Origin of the sequence: Streptomyces glomeratus (genome assembly GCF_021462825.1) — a bacterium.
GTDB lineage: Bacteria > Actinomycetota > Actinomycetes > Streptomycetales > Streptomycetaceae > Streptomyces > Streptomyces glomeratus.
The window spans coordinates 1-14,359 of record NZ_JAKEEB010000032.1; the positions used below are offsets into that span (position 1 = coordinate 1).

Annotated in this window: 10 protein-coding genes; 4 read left to right on the forward strand and 6 right to left on the reverse strand. The window is 70.0% G+C overall.

Annotated elements, in window-relative coordinates:
- The first annotated feature begins 262 nt into the window (after window positions 1-262).
- From LZ604_RS27735 to LZ604_RS27745, 3 genes are all read left to right on the forward strand, one after another.
- Window positions 263-1,672 carry a carboxypeptidase regulatory-like domain-containing protein gene (locus LZ604_RS27735; protein ID WP_234518350.1) on the forward strand — a complete coding sequence of 470 codons (1,410 nt, stop codon included), beginning with the start codon at window positions 263-265 and terminating at the stop codon, window positions 1,670-1,672.
- 476 nt (window positions 1,673-2,148) lie between these two features.
- Window positions 2,149-2,559 carry a Rossmann-fold NAD(P)-binding domain-containing protein gene (locus tag LZ604_RS27740; RefSeq protein ID WP_234518452.1) on the forward strand — a complete coding sequence of 137 codons (411 nt, stop codon included), beginning with the start codon at window positions 2,149-2,151 and terminating at the stop codon, window positions 2,557-2,559.
- 134 nt (window positions 2,560-2,693) lie between these two features.
- A complete protein-coding gene (locus LZ604_RS27745) occupies window positions 2,694-3,209 on the forward strand; it encodes a hypothetical protein (protein ID WP_234518351.1) in 516 nt (171 codons plus the stop codon).
- Between the two features lie 37 nt (window positions 3,210-3,246).
- Here LZ604_RS27745 and LZ604_RS27750 read toward each other — a convergent pair whose 3' ends face one another.
- The gene (locus LZ604_RS27750) at window positions 3,247-3,837 is read right to left on the reverse strand and encodes a malonic semialdehyde reductase (RefSeq protein WP_234518353.1); all 591 of its coding nucleotides are present in this window, start codon (window positions 3,835-3,837) and stop codon (window positions 3,247-3,249) included.
- A gap of 467 nt (window positions 3,838-4,304) precedes the next feature.
- Window positions 4,305-7,157, reverse strand: coding sequence for a helix-turn-helix transcriptional regulator (locus LZ604_RS27755; RefSeq protein WP_234518354.1), 2,853 nt, complete (start codon window positions 7,155-7,157; stop codon window positions 4,305-4,307).
- 158 nt (window positions 7,158-7,315) lie between these two features.
- Here LZ604_RS27755 and LZ604_RS27760 point away from each other — a divergent pair, with 158 nt between their 5' ends.
- The gene (locus tag LZ604_RS27760) at window positions 7,316-8,851 is read left to right on the forward strand and encodes a 4-hydroxyphenylacetate 3-hydroxylase family protein (protein ID WP_234518356.1); all 1,536 of its coding nucleotides are present in this window, start codon (window positions 7,316-7,318) and stop codon (window positions 8,849-8,851) included.
- A 19-nt stretch (window positions 8,852-8,870) separates the two neighbouring features.
- Here LZ604_RS27760 and LZ604_RS27765 read toward each other — a convergent pair whose 3' ends face one another.
- The 4 genes from LZ604_RS27765 to LZ604_RS27780 all read right to left on the reverse strand — a co-directional run bounded on the left by LZ604_RS27765 (window position 8,871) and on the right by LZ604_RS27780 (window position 13,815).
- Window positions 8,871-11,090: a helix-turn-helix transcriptional regulator gene (locus tag LZ604_RS27765; protein ID WP_234518357.1), complete on the reverse strand. Its 2,220-nt coding sequence runs from the start codon at window positions 11,088-11,090 to the stop codon at window positions 8,871-8,873.
- Window positions 11,091-11,224: 134 nt separating this feature from the next.
- Window positions 11,225-11,713, reverse strand: coding sequence for a flavin reductase family protein (locus LZ604_RS27770; RefSeq protein ID WP_234518359.1), 489 nt, complete (start codon window positions 11,711-11,713; stop codon window positions 11,225-11,227).
- Between the two features lie 106 nt (window positions 11,714-11,819).
- Window positions 11,820-12,689 (reverse strand): dioxygenase family protein, encoded by an 870-nt coding sequence (locus tag LZ604_RS27775; protein WP_234518361.1) that lies wholly within the window; start codon window positions 12,687-12,689, stop codon window positions 11,820-11,822.
- Entirely contained in the window at window positions 12,682-13,815 is a 1,134-nt protein-coding gene (locus LZ604_RS27780) for a maleylacetate reductase (protein ID WP_234518363.1), read from the reverse strand. The genes LZ604_RS27775 and LZ604_RS27780 overlap by 8 nt, the downstream gene beginning before the upstream one ends.
- Window positions 13,816-14,359: the final 544 nt, after the last annotated feature.

The following is a 14,359-nucleotide window of genomic DNA, read 5'->3' on the forward strand; positions in this document are numbered from 1 at the left end:
CGAGGCACGCTTTGACTGTACCGACCGGTACGCGTATGGTCCAGCAGACGTAGCTGTGCCGATCGGTACGTTAATCGCGTGGCGCCATGGCGACGGCCGGGCGCGGCACAGCCGAGAGGGGCGCCGTGAAACTGATTGGACCGCGAAGAGTGCAGGACCACCGGCACCGGAGGGGCGGCCCCGGGCCTACCGGGCATCCGGTCGGCCGTATGGCCCGCGGGCTCTGCAGCACGGCCGGCCGTGGCGGCCAAGGGGTGGTCCTGTGAAACACCGGATCGAGCGGCCCCGGGGCATATCCGTGGCCAGAGTCCTCGTCGAGACCCTCACGATCCCGGCGCTGCTCTTCCTCGGCCTGCTCTTCTGCTTCCCCATGGCCTTCCACCAGCCGCAGCCCCACCATGCCGAGCTCGTGGTCGCCGATCCAGCGGTGGAACGCAAGATCGACACCGCTCTGCAGCGAAAGCATCCCGGCGGGTTCGACGTCACCGCCGTGGCAGACGCCGGGGACGCCCGCCGGGCGGTGCGGGACCGGAACGCCGTGGCAGGCTTCGCCGCCGAGGGCAGACACGCTGTGCTGTACGTGGCCAAGGCCGACGGGGCATCTCTGGAGGAGGCGCTGACCAAGGGGTTCACCCAGCTTGCGGCGCACGACCACCAGAGGCTCACGGTCACCGACGTGGCGCCCACGGTGAGCAAGGACGAACTCGGCACGACCCTGGTGTACTTCGGGATCGCCTGGAACGTGCCCGGCTACATACTCGCGACGACCCTGCTGCGGGCGGTGACCTTCAACCGGCGACGCAAACTGGTGTCGATCGCGGGCGTGGCCGCCCTCTTCAGCGTGGTGGGCTTCTTCGTCGGCGTGGGCCTGGGCTTCTTCCCCAACAACCCCGTGGCGCTGGCGATCGCCTTCCTGCTCACCACGGCGGTGGCCACCTTCTCCCTCGGCATGGCGCCCTTCGTCAAGCACTTCTTCCCGCTGGCGGGTCTGGGTCTGTACGTCGTGCTGAGCGTTCCCTCCAGCGGCCTGGTCCCCGTCCAGCTGCTGCCGAGGTTCTTCCAGGGCCTGCACGCCGTCATGCCGCTGGGCAACGCGGTCGACGCCCTGCGAGGAGTGCTGTACTTCGACGGCGCCGGGGTGCTGAAACCGGTCCTCGTCCTGTGCGGGTGGATCACCGCGGGTTCCGCGCTGCTGGGCTTCGACGCCTGGCACCACCACCGCATGGCCGTACGACGGGGAACGGAGGACGAGCCGGAGGACATTCCCGAACCGCCGGTGGAGGACCCGTCCCTGGAGGCGCCCACACCGACCCCGCTGCCGGTCCACCCGCACCACTTCGGCGAGCCGTTGCCGATGCTGGAGGGCACCGTCCGCGACGGCGAACAGCAGCCCGTCCGCCATGCCGCGGTGACCGTCATGGACACCGGCGGCCGGCAGTTGGTGCGGACCACGACGAACGCACGGGGCGAGTACGCCGTGACCGGTCTGCCCGAGGGATACATCAGCGTCGTCGTCTCGCACCCAGCCCGAGACCCCCTCGTCCACCAGAAGCTGCTGCAGTCCGGGGTGGCCGTCCGGGCCGACTTCACCCTGCATGACCGGCGCAACGGGACATCAGTCCGCGCGGGCACTCAACGCTTCGACCTCGGACACGCGAGACACGGATCTTGAGACCACACGGATGGCGCCAGCCGGGGCCGACGCGGTTGACGCGCCCTGCTCGATGCACACCGCGACGATCTTGGTTTCCCGGGAAGCCGCCGCCCCCGCGTGGCGGTGGCCCCCGGCGCCATCGCACGGCCGGAGGATGCGGCCGAAACCATCGCTCTCTTTGCTGGACGTATGCGGAAAACAAGAATGCCGGGATCGGCAGCGGCCCGGGCTGGAGGGAAACACATGTCTGACAAGAATCACGCCACGGTGGCGGGCACCGGGGTGACCGGTGCGCTCGGCACCCGGATCGCGGCCCGACTCGCCGGCCACGGCGTCCCGCAACTCCTCGTCGGACGTAGTCCCGACCGCATGGCCGAACTGCCAGGCGCCCAGCGACACGGTCCGGCCGCCTACGCCGACGCCGCAGACATGCGCAGGGCGCTCGAGGGCGCGTCGACCTCATCCTGGTCTCCGGACACCGTACGGGTCGCCGGCTGGAAGAACACGCCACCGCGGTCGAGGCCGCGATCGCGGTCGGCGTGGGCCGGGTCCTGTATGTGTCCCTCGTCGGCGCGGCGCCCACCGCCACCTACCTCAACGCCCGCGACCAGTGGCTGACCGAACAGTTCCTGGCAGGGACCGGGATCCGCCACACAGTGCTCCGGGCGGGCTTCTACACGGCGACGCCTGCCGCCCTCGTCAACGAGAAACTTGTCGTGAGCGGCCCTGCGACGACAGGCCCGGCCGCCTTCGTCACCCACGAGGACATCGCCGACGTGATCACGGCCGTCGCCCTCGAGGACGGTCCCCGCTCCGAGCACGACGGCGCGACCCTGGAGATCACCGGGCCCGAGGCCCTGACTCTCGACGAAGCGGTCACCCGGATCGCCGCAGCCACTGGGTGACACCGGCATCGCCCGCGGCCCGAGAGGTTCGGTGGCACACCGCGGGAATACCCGGAACGACGTATACGGCTGTGCCCATGTGGAATCCGGGAAACCGGCCGGTGCAGGAGGAAGTGCGTGAGGACGGACCGCAAGTGACCAAGGAACACACCGGCCGCCGCGGCCTCACGCCGGACCGCCGCAGGAGGCACACCGCTGAGCTGCTCGCCACGTGTGCCGCCTGTCTCATACCGTGGACCGTGATGCTGGGTATGACGCTGCCGCCGTCCCACCACGTGCACGAGTGGCGCCTGACCTGGGTCGGATTCGACGTGCTGCTCATCATGGCGTTGGCGTCCACGGCGTTCCTGGCCTGGCGCCGCAGCCGTTCGGTCATTCTGTACGCGCACGCCACAGCGGTGCTGCTGATCTGCGACACCTGGTTCGACATCTCGCTCGACCTCGGAACTGAGGAGGTCTGGATGGCGGGGGGCCTTGCCCTGGCCACCGAACTGCCGCTCGCCGCCTTCCTCATCCATCGGGCACACTCCCTGATCGCCCTGCTGCCATGGCCGCCCGCGCACACCGCCATCGGCGACACCGCCGGGAGCTCGACGGAACCGGTCCCGGAGGGGGAGACCCTCCCCCCGGGCCTGCGGACGCGTGGATGACCGGAGGGGTTCCGGAGCGCAGATGCCTGGCAGTGGATCAGACGGTCGTGACCACTTGGGCGTATGTCAGGCGTGGGGAGCGCGGGAACCAGGCATTCTCGCCCGGCCTGCCGATGTTGACGACGGCGAGAACAGAATGCTCGCCATCGCTGAAGAACCCCTTGTCGATGCCCTCGGCGTCGAAGCCGGTCATCGGTCCCGCGGCCAGGCCGGCCGCGCGGACGCCGATGATGAAGTAGCCGACCTGGAGGAGCGCATTGAGCCTTGCGGAACGCTCACGCACCGCACGCTCGGCGAAGAGATCCATTGCCTGCGGGAAGTGGGGGAACTGGCTGGGCAGTTCCTCGTGGAACTCGTTGTCTGCGGCGAGGATGGCGACGAGAGGGGCGGCCGCGGTCTTCTTGCGGTTCCCCTCGGACAGGTGTCCGATCAAGCGTTCACGCGCCTCGGCGGAACGAACCAGCAGGATTCGCAGCGGCTGCTGGTTCATGCTGGTGGGGCCGTACTTGATCAGTTCATAGATGGCCTTCGTCTGCTCGTCCGTCACCGGGTCGTCGGTGAAGGTGTTGGCGGTTCGAGCCTCCCGGAACAGAAGGTCCTGGGCTACGGGGTCGAGTGCGAGTGACATGGTGAACCTCTTACGGTTGTACGGCTTTGGCATCTAGGTGATTCGGCGAACTGCGAAGCAGAGGAACTGGGCACTCGCAGCGAGCAGATAGACAGCCGTCGTGGTCGCCCCGACGAGCCCCACAGGAGGGGACCGGAACAGCACCGCGCGAGCAACAGGCTGGCCGGCGCAGCTAGAGCCGCCATGGGCGGAAGGCGGCCCATATCCACGTGCCGGTGCCGAATGACGCGGGCCGCGGTTGACCATCCGTCCGCGGCACGGGGGAAAGTCCTGCCACGCCGGTACTCCTTCTCGAGCGCCTGGTACGCGGCCCGGTCGCTCTCCGGGCTTAGCCGTCCGCTTGTGATCGGATCGCTGACGGCGCCGTGCCTGTGGCGCCGTCGCGACCAGCATCACCGGTACGTCAGGCGCCGCCATCGCCCATTCACGGGATCCTCGCCGCCGCGCCCCGCCGCCGCAGGCGTCGCTCAGTGCGCCCCGTCGGAGATGCCGCCCCGTTCGATCGCCAGCCGGGTCAGCTCGACGCGTGTGTTGATGCCGAGCTTGGTGAAGATGTGCTTCATATGGGTGTTGACGGTGTGCACGGACACGTAGAGCCGGTCGGCGATGGCCCGGTTGGTGAGGCCTTCCACGACGAGCGGGACGAGCTTCCGCTCGGACTCGGTCAGGCTCTCCCATCCCGGTGCGCCGGTCGTGTGGTGCCGTGGGGCAGCTGTGCGCACGCCGAACTGTCTGAGACGCCGCATGATCCGTTCGTGATCGCGCAGGGCTCCGGAAGCCGACGCCAGCTCACCCGCCTCTTCGAAGTACGGGATCGCCGACGTGGTGTCGCCCGACGCGGCCACGAGATCCCCGAGGTCCTCGCAGACCGCGGCCAGGGCCAGCCGCCTGCCGGTGCTCCGGTAACCGGTGACGGCGGACGCAAGTGCACCCCGGTCGTTGTGGAGCAGGCCGTCCACATGGGCACGGACGGTCCCGATGATCTGCTGGCTGCCGTCCTGTTCGGCGAGGGTGCGCAACGCGCCGGAGACGGCCTGCGCGAGCGACAGGTCCTCGCCGCGGAGCGCCATGCGCGCGATCCCGGGCCAGTGGGACGGAGGCACCGCAAGCAGCTGTGTCGGCTCGGCGTCCGCGAAGCTGCCGCCCAGCGCCGCTGCCGCTGCGGCGTCCCGGCCCTCCGAGTCGGCCAGGCAGGCGCGCGCGAGCGACACCCACAGGCCGAACCTCTGCGTACTCGTGCCGGAACCGGCTTCGGCGGCACGGAGCTGGTCCCTGGCTTTCGCGAGGTCACCGCGTCTGATCTCCACCAACACCAGCACAGAGAGGGCCTGAAGATTCAGCTGGGTGATCTCGAGTTCGTCGGCCACCATCAGACTGGACTCGGCCTCCACCGCCGCGTCGTCCAGCGCCCCCTGTTCGTACAGCGCGCAGGCACGGCTCGCATGCCAGTGGGGAAGTGACCAGCCCAGGCCCAGCGCCTCCGCTTCGCGCTGCCCCTCCCGCAGCACCCGCTCGGTGTCCGCGAGCCGGTCGGTGGCGGACAGCACCGTGGCCAGCCACAGCGCGGGAATCCGCGGCGGCCGCAGGTGGAGTACGCCGGACTCCGTGCCGGCGCGTGCCGTGGCCTCCTCGGCGAGCTCGAGGGCGCGGGCGAGACGCCCACGGTAGAAGAACGTCTGCGACTGGAACACCATGGCGCTGACGACGACGGCCGGGTCCTCGCTGCGGTAGGAGGCCTCGACCAGTCCGACGTCGGTCTGCTCGGCAGCGGTGATGTCCCCGAGGTACACGTGACCCGTCGCCTTGGTCTTGAGCAGCCGGACCCGCAGGTCGGCCGGCAACCCCGGAAGGGCCAGAGCCTGCTGGAGATGCGTCATCGCGGCGGCGTCGTCCCCCGCGGCCTGGTGGATCTCGGCGGCCACCAGGCGCAGACGCGCCTCCTGGAGCGGCTCCAGCCGGTCCGACAGGGTGGCGTCGACCAGCTCGAGCGCCTGGTGCACCCGGCGGGTCCGGCCGAGGTACTCGGCGGCGTCGGTCAGCAGGGCGATGCGCCGCCGGTCGTGCAGGGGCAGCAGTCCGGCGATCTGCTGGGCCAGGTCCGCGGCCGCGTCAGGGGCCGACGCGGACAGTTCCCGTACCGCGGTGGTCAACGTGGTCACGGCGTCGTCGTCGACCGGGCCGCCCGACAGGACGACGTGCCAGGCCACCTCGGCCGAACGTGCCCCGATGCCACGCAGAATGTCGGCGGCCTCCCGGTGCAGAGCGGTCCGTACGGCCGGCGCCAGATTCTCGTGGACGGCCTGCCGCATGAGGTCGTGGCGGAACGCCAGTCGCGGCCCGTCGCCCGAGAGCAGACCGGCGTTCAGCGCCGCCTCGACGCCCGACAGCAGGCTGCCCGTCTGCCTGCCGAGCATGCGGGCGGCCGTACCGAGATCGAACTCCCGGCCCAGGACGGACCCGATCTGGAGCAGGCGCACGGCATCCTCCGGGAGCCGGTCCAGACGCGCGGCGACGCTCCGCCGGAAGCCGACGGGAATGCCGTCGTGCAGCAGGCTAGCCACGCCCGCCTCCACTTTGACGGCGTCCGTGTCGGCGAAGGCGCGCACCAGTTCGATCGCCAGGAACGGATTGCCCGCGACGCCCCCCAGAAGCCGGGCCAGCCCGGGCGACGGTTTGGCCCCGAGGACCTCGGCCGCGATGTGATGCAGCTCCTGCTGCGGCAGGGGGCCGAGGGTCAGCCACCGGGCCCCGAGGCGTTCGAGGTCCTCCCGCACCCTGGCAACGGTCGGCCGCTCGGTCTCCGACCGTACCGCCAGGACCCACAGGATCCGCGAGGCCGCCAGTCGCCGGGGCAGGGTGCGCAGTACCAGGAGCGTGGCCGGATCCGCCCACTGCGCATCGTCCACCAGCACGGCCACCGGGGCGCGCTGGGCACGGTCCTCCAGAGCGTCCGTGATGCTGTCCAGCAGCCACAGCCGCTGGTCGTCGGTGGCCGCGGCCGCTCGTTCGGAACCGTCGGAGAACTGCAGGGCGGACTGCAGGGCGGCTCCGGCGGCGTACTGGTCGAGTTCGTCGGCCCGTACGGACACCACGTCGAACCCGGACCGCCGTGCCAGGTCGTCCAGCTCCGCGAGCAGCCGGCTCTTGCCGACGCCGGGTGCGCCTTCCACGACGACGCAGGCGCCCCGTCCGCCACGCACCGCGTCCAGGGCCTCACGGACAGCGGCCATCTCGCGGCCCCGTCCCCTGAGGCGCAGCCCCTTCATGGCCTGGTTCCCACGCCCACCGGGCCGGTCGCCCGCGGGGTCTGTGCTGCGCATGGGGCCCAGCATGCCGCACGGCCACATCCCCCTCAACGCCGGTTCCCGTGTGCCCGGCGCTTTCACCCGGGTGATTGTCGGTTCCGCGCCGTCCGCTCACCCCGTCGCGACGCATGGTTCGGGGCGTCCAGATCTGTTGCCCCCGAGAGGAACATGACGTGCGTACAGGCAAGGAATACCTGGCGGCGCTGAACGACGGCCGCACGGTGTGGGTGGGTGACGAGCTCGTCGACAACGTGGCCACGCACCCCAGGACGAGGGCGTACGCCCGGAGCATCGCCGACTTCTACGATCTGCACCACCGCCCGGACCTTGAGGACGTCATGACGTTCGTGGACGAGGACGGTGTCCGGCGGTCCATGACATGGTTCCAGCACCGCTCCAAGGAGGATCTGCTGCGCAAGCGGCGCTACATGGAGACGGTGCAGCGGGAACTGGGCGGCGGTGCGATCCCGCGCACACCGGACGTCAACAACTACGTCCTGCTGACCTACGTCGACGACCCCGAGCCCTGGAGCAGTCAGTCCGTCGGGACCGACGGGCGGGACCTCACCGGGGGGATCCTCGACTTCTGGAACGTGATGCGGGACGGCGACCTCAACGCGACGCCGGCCTTCGTCGACCCGCAGGCGGACCGCTCGCGCGATTCCGCACAGGCCCAGTCCCCCGCGCTGCGGGTGGTCGCCACCTCGGACGAGGGCATCACCGTGCGGGGTGTGAAGGCGATCAGCACCGGCGCGGCCTTCGGGGACTGGATCCACATCGGCGTCTTCTACCGCCCCGGTATCGTGTCGGAGCAGATCATCTACGGGGCGGTGAAGCCCAACACCCCCGGGGTCACCATCATCTGCCGCGAGAGCAACGTCCGCGACGGCGAGGAGGTGGAGCACCCGCTCGCCTCGCAGGGTGACGAGCTGGACAGCATCATCGTGTTCGAGGACGTACTCATCCCCTGGAACCGTGTCTTCCACATCGGCAACCCCGAGCACGCCTCGCTGTACCCGCAGCGCGTCTTCGACTGGCTGCACTACCACTCGCTGGTGCGTGCCATGGTGAAGGCCGAGCTGATGCTCGGTCTGGCCCTGCTGATCACCGAGCACATCGGCACCTACCAACTGCCCCCCGTCCAGGCCCGGATCGCCCGGTTCGCCGGCTTCCTCCAGACGCTCAAGGCGCATGTGATCGCCTCGGAGGACGAAGGGTTCTTCACTCCCGGCGGCATCTACAAGCCGAACGTCCTGATGTTCGACTTCGGGCGGGCGTACTACATCGAGCACATCACCGACCTGACCCACGAGCTCATCGACCTGTCCGGTCGTGCCGCGCTCATCTATCCCACCGAGGGGCAGTGGGAGCGGCCCGAACTGCGGCCGTGGCTGGCGGCGCTGCAGACCGGACCGGTGGGCAGGCCGCACGACCGGCTGAAGATCAGCCGAGTGATCCGCGACATGTTCCTGTCCGACTGGGGCGACCGCATCAGCACCTTCGAGAACTTCAACGGCACGCCCCTGCTGGCCATTCGAAGCCTCACGATGAAACGTGCCGAGATGTCCCCCACCGGCAGCATGGCGGACCTCGCGCGCAAGGTCTGCGGCATCGAGAGCGTGAGCAGCGACGGGGAGCAGGAGACCGCGTACCTGGCCCAGGCGGACTACGCCCGACGCCAAGACGCCTCTCGTCAGAACGCCTCGTAGCAGGATGCCGGGGCCCGGGTCAGAGCATGCCGCACTCCCGGGCCCTGGCGACCGCTGCGCTCCGGTCGTGTGCGCCGAGTTTGCGGAAGATCGCCCGTACCTGTGTCTTGACGGTGTTGTGGGACACATAGAACTCGGCGGCGATCTCACGCAGTGTCAGCGGACCGCACAGGGCGCGGAGCACCCGGCGCTCCCCGAGCGACAGCTCCTGGGGGCCGGACACGACCAGCGGCACGACGGTGTCCTCGCCGACTCGCCCGAGCAGTTTCGTCAGTGCTCCTGGTGACTCGCACCGGGCCGCTGCCCGCTCGGCCGCCGCACGGGCCTCCCCTGCGGCGGCCGTGTTGTGCCGAGCAGTGGCAAGTCGTGCCCGTGTGACGTGGTACCAGGCGTGCATCTGGGGTTCGCTGCCGGTCCCGGACGAGTCCGCCAGCGCCGCTTCCGCGTCGGCCAGGGTCCGTTCGGCCTCGTCGGCCCGTCCCTCATCGAGGAGCAGGCCGGCCCTGCCGATGTAGGCGGGCGCCACGACGAAGTGCCGCTGCAGGCCGGCCGCCCCGGCCGCGTCCAGGGCTTCGTCGCTCAGCATGCGCGCCGGCCCATGGCGTCCGGCCAGCAGGGCGCACAGCGCCCGCAGGCCCAGCGCGCGGACGAGCGTCAGGCCGTGCCCGGCGGCATGCGCGTCACGGGTCGCCTCGCCGAGCAGCGCCTCGGCCTCCTCGTACCGCGAGGTCCACAGCAGAGCGGTACCGCGGGCCGTGCAGGCCAGGGCACGCCAGGAAGTCAACGGGACGGTGCCGGCGAAGACGGTTTCGGCGAGGCGGTCGCCGGTCAGGATCTCCCCCTGGAGCCAGCAGGCCACGGCCTGGGCGACGGCTGCCGCATCGGACACCGTGCTGCCCTCGCCGACCGTCTCCGCTCCCGGCTCCCTGAGCCGGACCACGTCCAGCCAGCGCCGGGCCGTTTCCGGAGCGCCCCTCGAGAGGGCCGCCATCGCCGCCACCACGCACAGTCTTGCGTCGGCGGCGACCGTGCGGGGCGGCAAGAGCTCAAGCCACCCCGCGACCTCCCGGCTGCGGCCTGCCGAGATCGCCTGTTCCCAGTCCTGGAGTATCGACGCGACGGCGGCGGCCTCGTCACCGCCCCGCACCCAGTGCCGTACGGCCGCGGTCGTCTCGCCATGCCGTGAGTACCACCGAGCCGCCGATCGGTGCAACGGTACGGCGGCCTCCGGCCCTTCGGATCCGAGGAGGTCGCAGAGCAGCGCGGACAGTGCGCGATGACGCCGGTATGCCGAGGGATCTGCGGCGACGGGTACGAGCAGTTGGACGGTCCGTGCGAGCTCACGCAGCAGTACGCCCGCCCGGTCCCCGGCGAGGGCCCGGCACGGCCCGGCGCTCAGCTCGTCGAGCACACTGGTGCGGAGCAGGAACCGGCGCTGTTCGGTGGTGAGCCGGTGGAGCACTTCGGCGGCCAGGTACTCGGTGACCGCTCGCCTGCCACGGGCCAGGCCGGCCTTCGTATCGGCGTCGTCCGACGAGCGGGCGAGGGTACGGCCCATGATGCACACTCCCGCCGCCCACCCCTCGGTGGCCTCGTACAGCGCGCTCGACGTGTCCGGGGCCGGAGCGGACCCGAGCAGATCGGTGAGCACGGCGTGCGCCTCCTCGGGGGTGAAGGCCAGGTCGTGCTGGTCGAGTTCCGCGACCGCACCCCGAACGCGCAGGGTCGGTACGGGTCCGCCCGGTACGTGACGGGTCGACAGAACGACGCGAAAGCCCTGCGGAAGCCTTGTCAGGAAGTCCGAAAGGCTGCGGACCGCGTCGACGTCCGTGATCGATTCCACTCCGTCGAGGATCAGCGCGAGCGGTCCCTGTCCGTCCAGTCCGGTCACGAGGCTCGGCAGGATCTCCTCGAGCCACGCGTCGAGTGTCCACTCGCCGCTGTGGGGGTGGTCGGGCAGTTCCGGTCGTACGTGCTGCAATGCCCGCAGGATGCCGGCCCAGAGCCGGCCCGGGGCGTTGTCGTACGCGTCCAGGCTGAGCCAGGCGCACGCGCCACGAGTTGCGAGACTTCGCGCCCACTCGGTCAGGAGCACCGTCTTTCCGGCACCGGCGGGCGCGGAGACCACCACCACGGGCTCGGCCGACGCGTCCAGCCGGCGCAGCAGCCGGGGGCGGGTCAGCAGGTGCGGGGGCTGGTCCGCAGGACGCAGCTTGAAGGTCGGCACGGAGCTGGTCATGGCACCTTCGGTGGAGTCGTCGGGACGAGCTGAGCCCCCGGCGTCCGTGGCTCGCCTGCAGGAGGCGGACGCCGGGGGCCGTAGTGGTCCGGGTCAGGGGTACGGCAGCCTCCGTCGGGCCGCTGTCACCAGCGCTAGCAGGGGGGCCTGAGCGTGCCGAAGTCTCCGCCGAAGTGGAGCAGCGGCCGGCCTTCCACCCGGTGTTCGAAGTGGCGGACGTCGCCCACGAAGATGGTGTGATCGCCGCCGGGCAGTGCCGCGGCGACATCGCACACGACAGCCGCGATGGCGTCCTTCAGCACCGGCACGCCGTGGTCGTCGATGATCTCCACACCCGCGAACTTGTCCGGCTTGGAAACGGCGAAGTTCCGCGCGAGGTGCTCGCTGTCCTCGCCGAGGACGTTGACGGCGAAGCGACCGTGCTCCGCGATCGCGGTTCGCGTGTACAGCTGGTTGCCGATACACACGATCAGTTGGAGCGGCTCGAGGGACAGCGCGGAGACGGCGCTCGCCGTCATGCCGATGGCCGTGCTGCCCGAGCGTGTGGTGATCACGCTGACGCCGGTGGCGAGTCGGCTCATCGTGGCGCGGAAGCCGAAGACCTTGTCGAGGGTTTCACTCATCTGAGGACCTCCGTGAATGCGGGGCCGAACCCCGCGGTGTGATGGAGTGTTCGACGTCGGCCGTCCTCATGGATGACCGGCTCTCGTCGTGGTGACGCCGTGGGGATCAGTCCGTGACGAGGGGTTCGAGGACGAAGGTGTGGCGCAGCCGGGTGTACGGCACCTCGGTCGTTCCCCGGTAGGGCCCGGCGTCGGCCGCGTACGTGTCGTAGCGCTCGATCAGCGACTGCCTGACGCCGAACACCGGATCGGTGTCCAGGTACGGGTCGTCCGAGGGGAAGAGCATGGTGGTCACGCGCTGGAATCCCGAAGCCTCGATCAACAGGTGCACATGGGCGGGACGCATGAGCGACCTGCTGGTCGCGCTCATGAGTTCGCCGACCGGGCCGTCACCGGGGATCGGGTAGCTGGACGGGCGAATGGAACGGAAACCGAAGTGCCCTGTCCCGTCGGTACGGAACAGCGCGCGCATGGCCGGCTCGTCCAGGCCGGGTACCTCCATGTCGTAGTGGCCGTCCGAGTCGCTGTGCCAGACGTCCACCGCCGCGTCTGCGACCGGCGCTCCCTCGTGGTCCACGACCCGTCCCTCGAAGAACAGCGGGGTACCGGGCAGACCTCCGGAGATGTCGGCGGCGTCGGCCTGCTGCGGCCGGTCCTCTCTGAAGTACGGGCCCAGCACGCTGTTCTGCGTGGCCTGGCTGGGGCGTCGGTTGGTCAGGGCGTCGACCAGCATGGTGACGCCGAGCACGTCGGACAGCAGGATGAACTCCTGACGCGTCGGGGTGCACGTCTGCCCGGTGCGCGTCAGGAAGTCGACTCCCCGGGCCCATTCGTCCTGCGTCAGTTCGACGTCGCGGACGAAGGCGTGCAGGTGCCGCACCAGTGATTCCAGGATCTCGGCGACGCGGGAGTCCTTGGTGTTCCGCATGGTCGAGATCACGGCCTCGGTGATGGTGTCGCTGGTCAGATCACGCATGACGCGCTCCCGTGGTGGTTGGCTGGTGGGTCGCGGACATGGTCCGGGGATGTCCGTCGCCGGGTGATGTGCACGGCTGCTGCCCTGCCCAGGCGCGGGCCAGGAGGGCGCGTACCGCCGTCCGTTGGACCGGTAGCGGGTTCCAGTAGCCGTCCCGCACGATGAGTTCGGCCGCCTGCTCGATGCCCGATTCCGGCATGCCGAGGTCCCGCAGTGCCCGGGGGACGCCGAGCCTTCCCGCGAAGTCGAAGAGACCGCTGGCGGCATCAACCGCCGACAGCGCCTCGGCGATGCGTGCCATGGCCTCGGGCGCCGCCGGTGCGTTGTAGGCGACCACGTGCGGCAGGACGACAGCGTGGGTTTCGGCGTGCGGAAGCCCGAACGTGCCGCCCAGCACATGGCACACCTTGTGATGCAGGGCCATGCCCACCGTGCCCAGGCACGTGCCGGCCAGCCACGCCCCGTGCAGGGCGTCGGCCCGCGCCTCGCGGTCGTCCGGACGTTGTGCGACGACCGGGAGGGAGCGGATGAGGGATTCGAGCGCTTCACCGGCCATCAGGAAGGCGAGCGGGTCCCGGTCCTGTGCGTAGAGGGCCTCCACGGCGTGCGCCATCGCGTTGATGCCGCTGACCACCGATGCCGCCGCGGGAAACGTGAACGTCAGGTCGACGTCGTACACCACGGTCTTCGGCAGCACTTCCGGCAGTCGGCGGGTCGTCTTCCGGCGCCCTTCGGTCTCTCCGAGGATCGGCGTCATCTCCGAGCCGGCGTACGTGGTGGGCAGCGCCAGCTGTGGCACCCCGGTCCGCAGGGCGATCGCTTTGCCGAGGCCGATCGTCGAGCCACCACCGATGGCGAGGACCGAATCCGCTCTCACGGTCCTGGCATATGCGACCGCCTTCTGCGTGACCTCGACGGGGGTGTGCGGAGCAGCTTCCGTGAAGGTTCCCACCGCCGCCGTACCCAGTAGGTCGTGTACCTCCATTGCCTGGCCCGCTTGACCGGGTGTGCACAGGATGAGCACCCGACGGCATCCGAGGGCATCAGCCTCTTCAGGGATACGGCTGCGCGTACCGCTGCCGAAGACCACCTTGGTGATCTGTCCCCGATGCACGAATGTCTTCATGAGTATTTCCCCAGTCCCGCCGTCTGCTTGGAAACAAGACTCTCGATGCCTGAATGACGGGGGTCAACGGAATCCGCGAGGGATAACGAGCGCCGGCGGTGAAATACCTTGTTCGTGGGACAGGCGCCGCGCGCGGGCCTCCGGCTCTCGACGGATATCACCCATCTGCGGGATGCCGGGGGTGCCCAGGAACTGGGATGGTGGTTCCGGAAGTCTGTCAGGCGGCATATGCCTGTCGAAATCACCGAACGACGTCCGATGGGTCCGCATTGACGGGCGGCGAGGGTTCACGCAAGGGAGCGTGCAAACCCAGGAATCCGGGCGCTTTTCGTGCGTTTCCCAGGCCAGGTGCCGGCAGTCCGGCACGCACCTGATCCACGGCTGAGGCCCGGCCGTCGCCACCACCCCGGGAAGCCGCCACTCGAGAGATCGCCGACATCGCGCAGACAGCCGTCGGCACAGTACTGCGCGAGTCCTCACCACGGCTGGTGATCGAGGTCACCCCGGACGACGGCGGCGGACGGGATGCACGCAGGGGCCATCG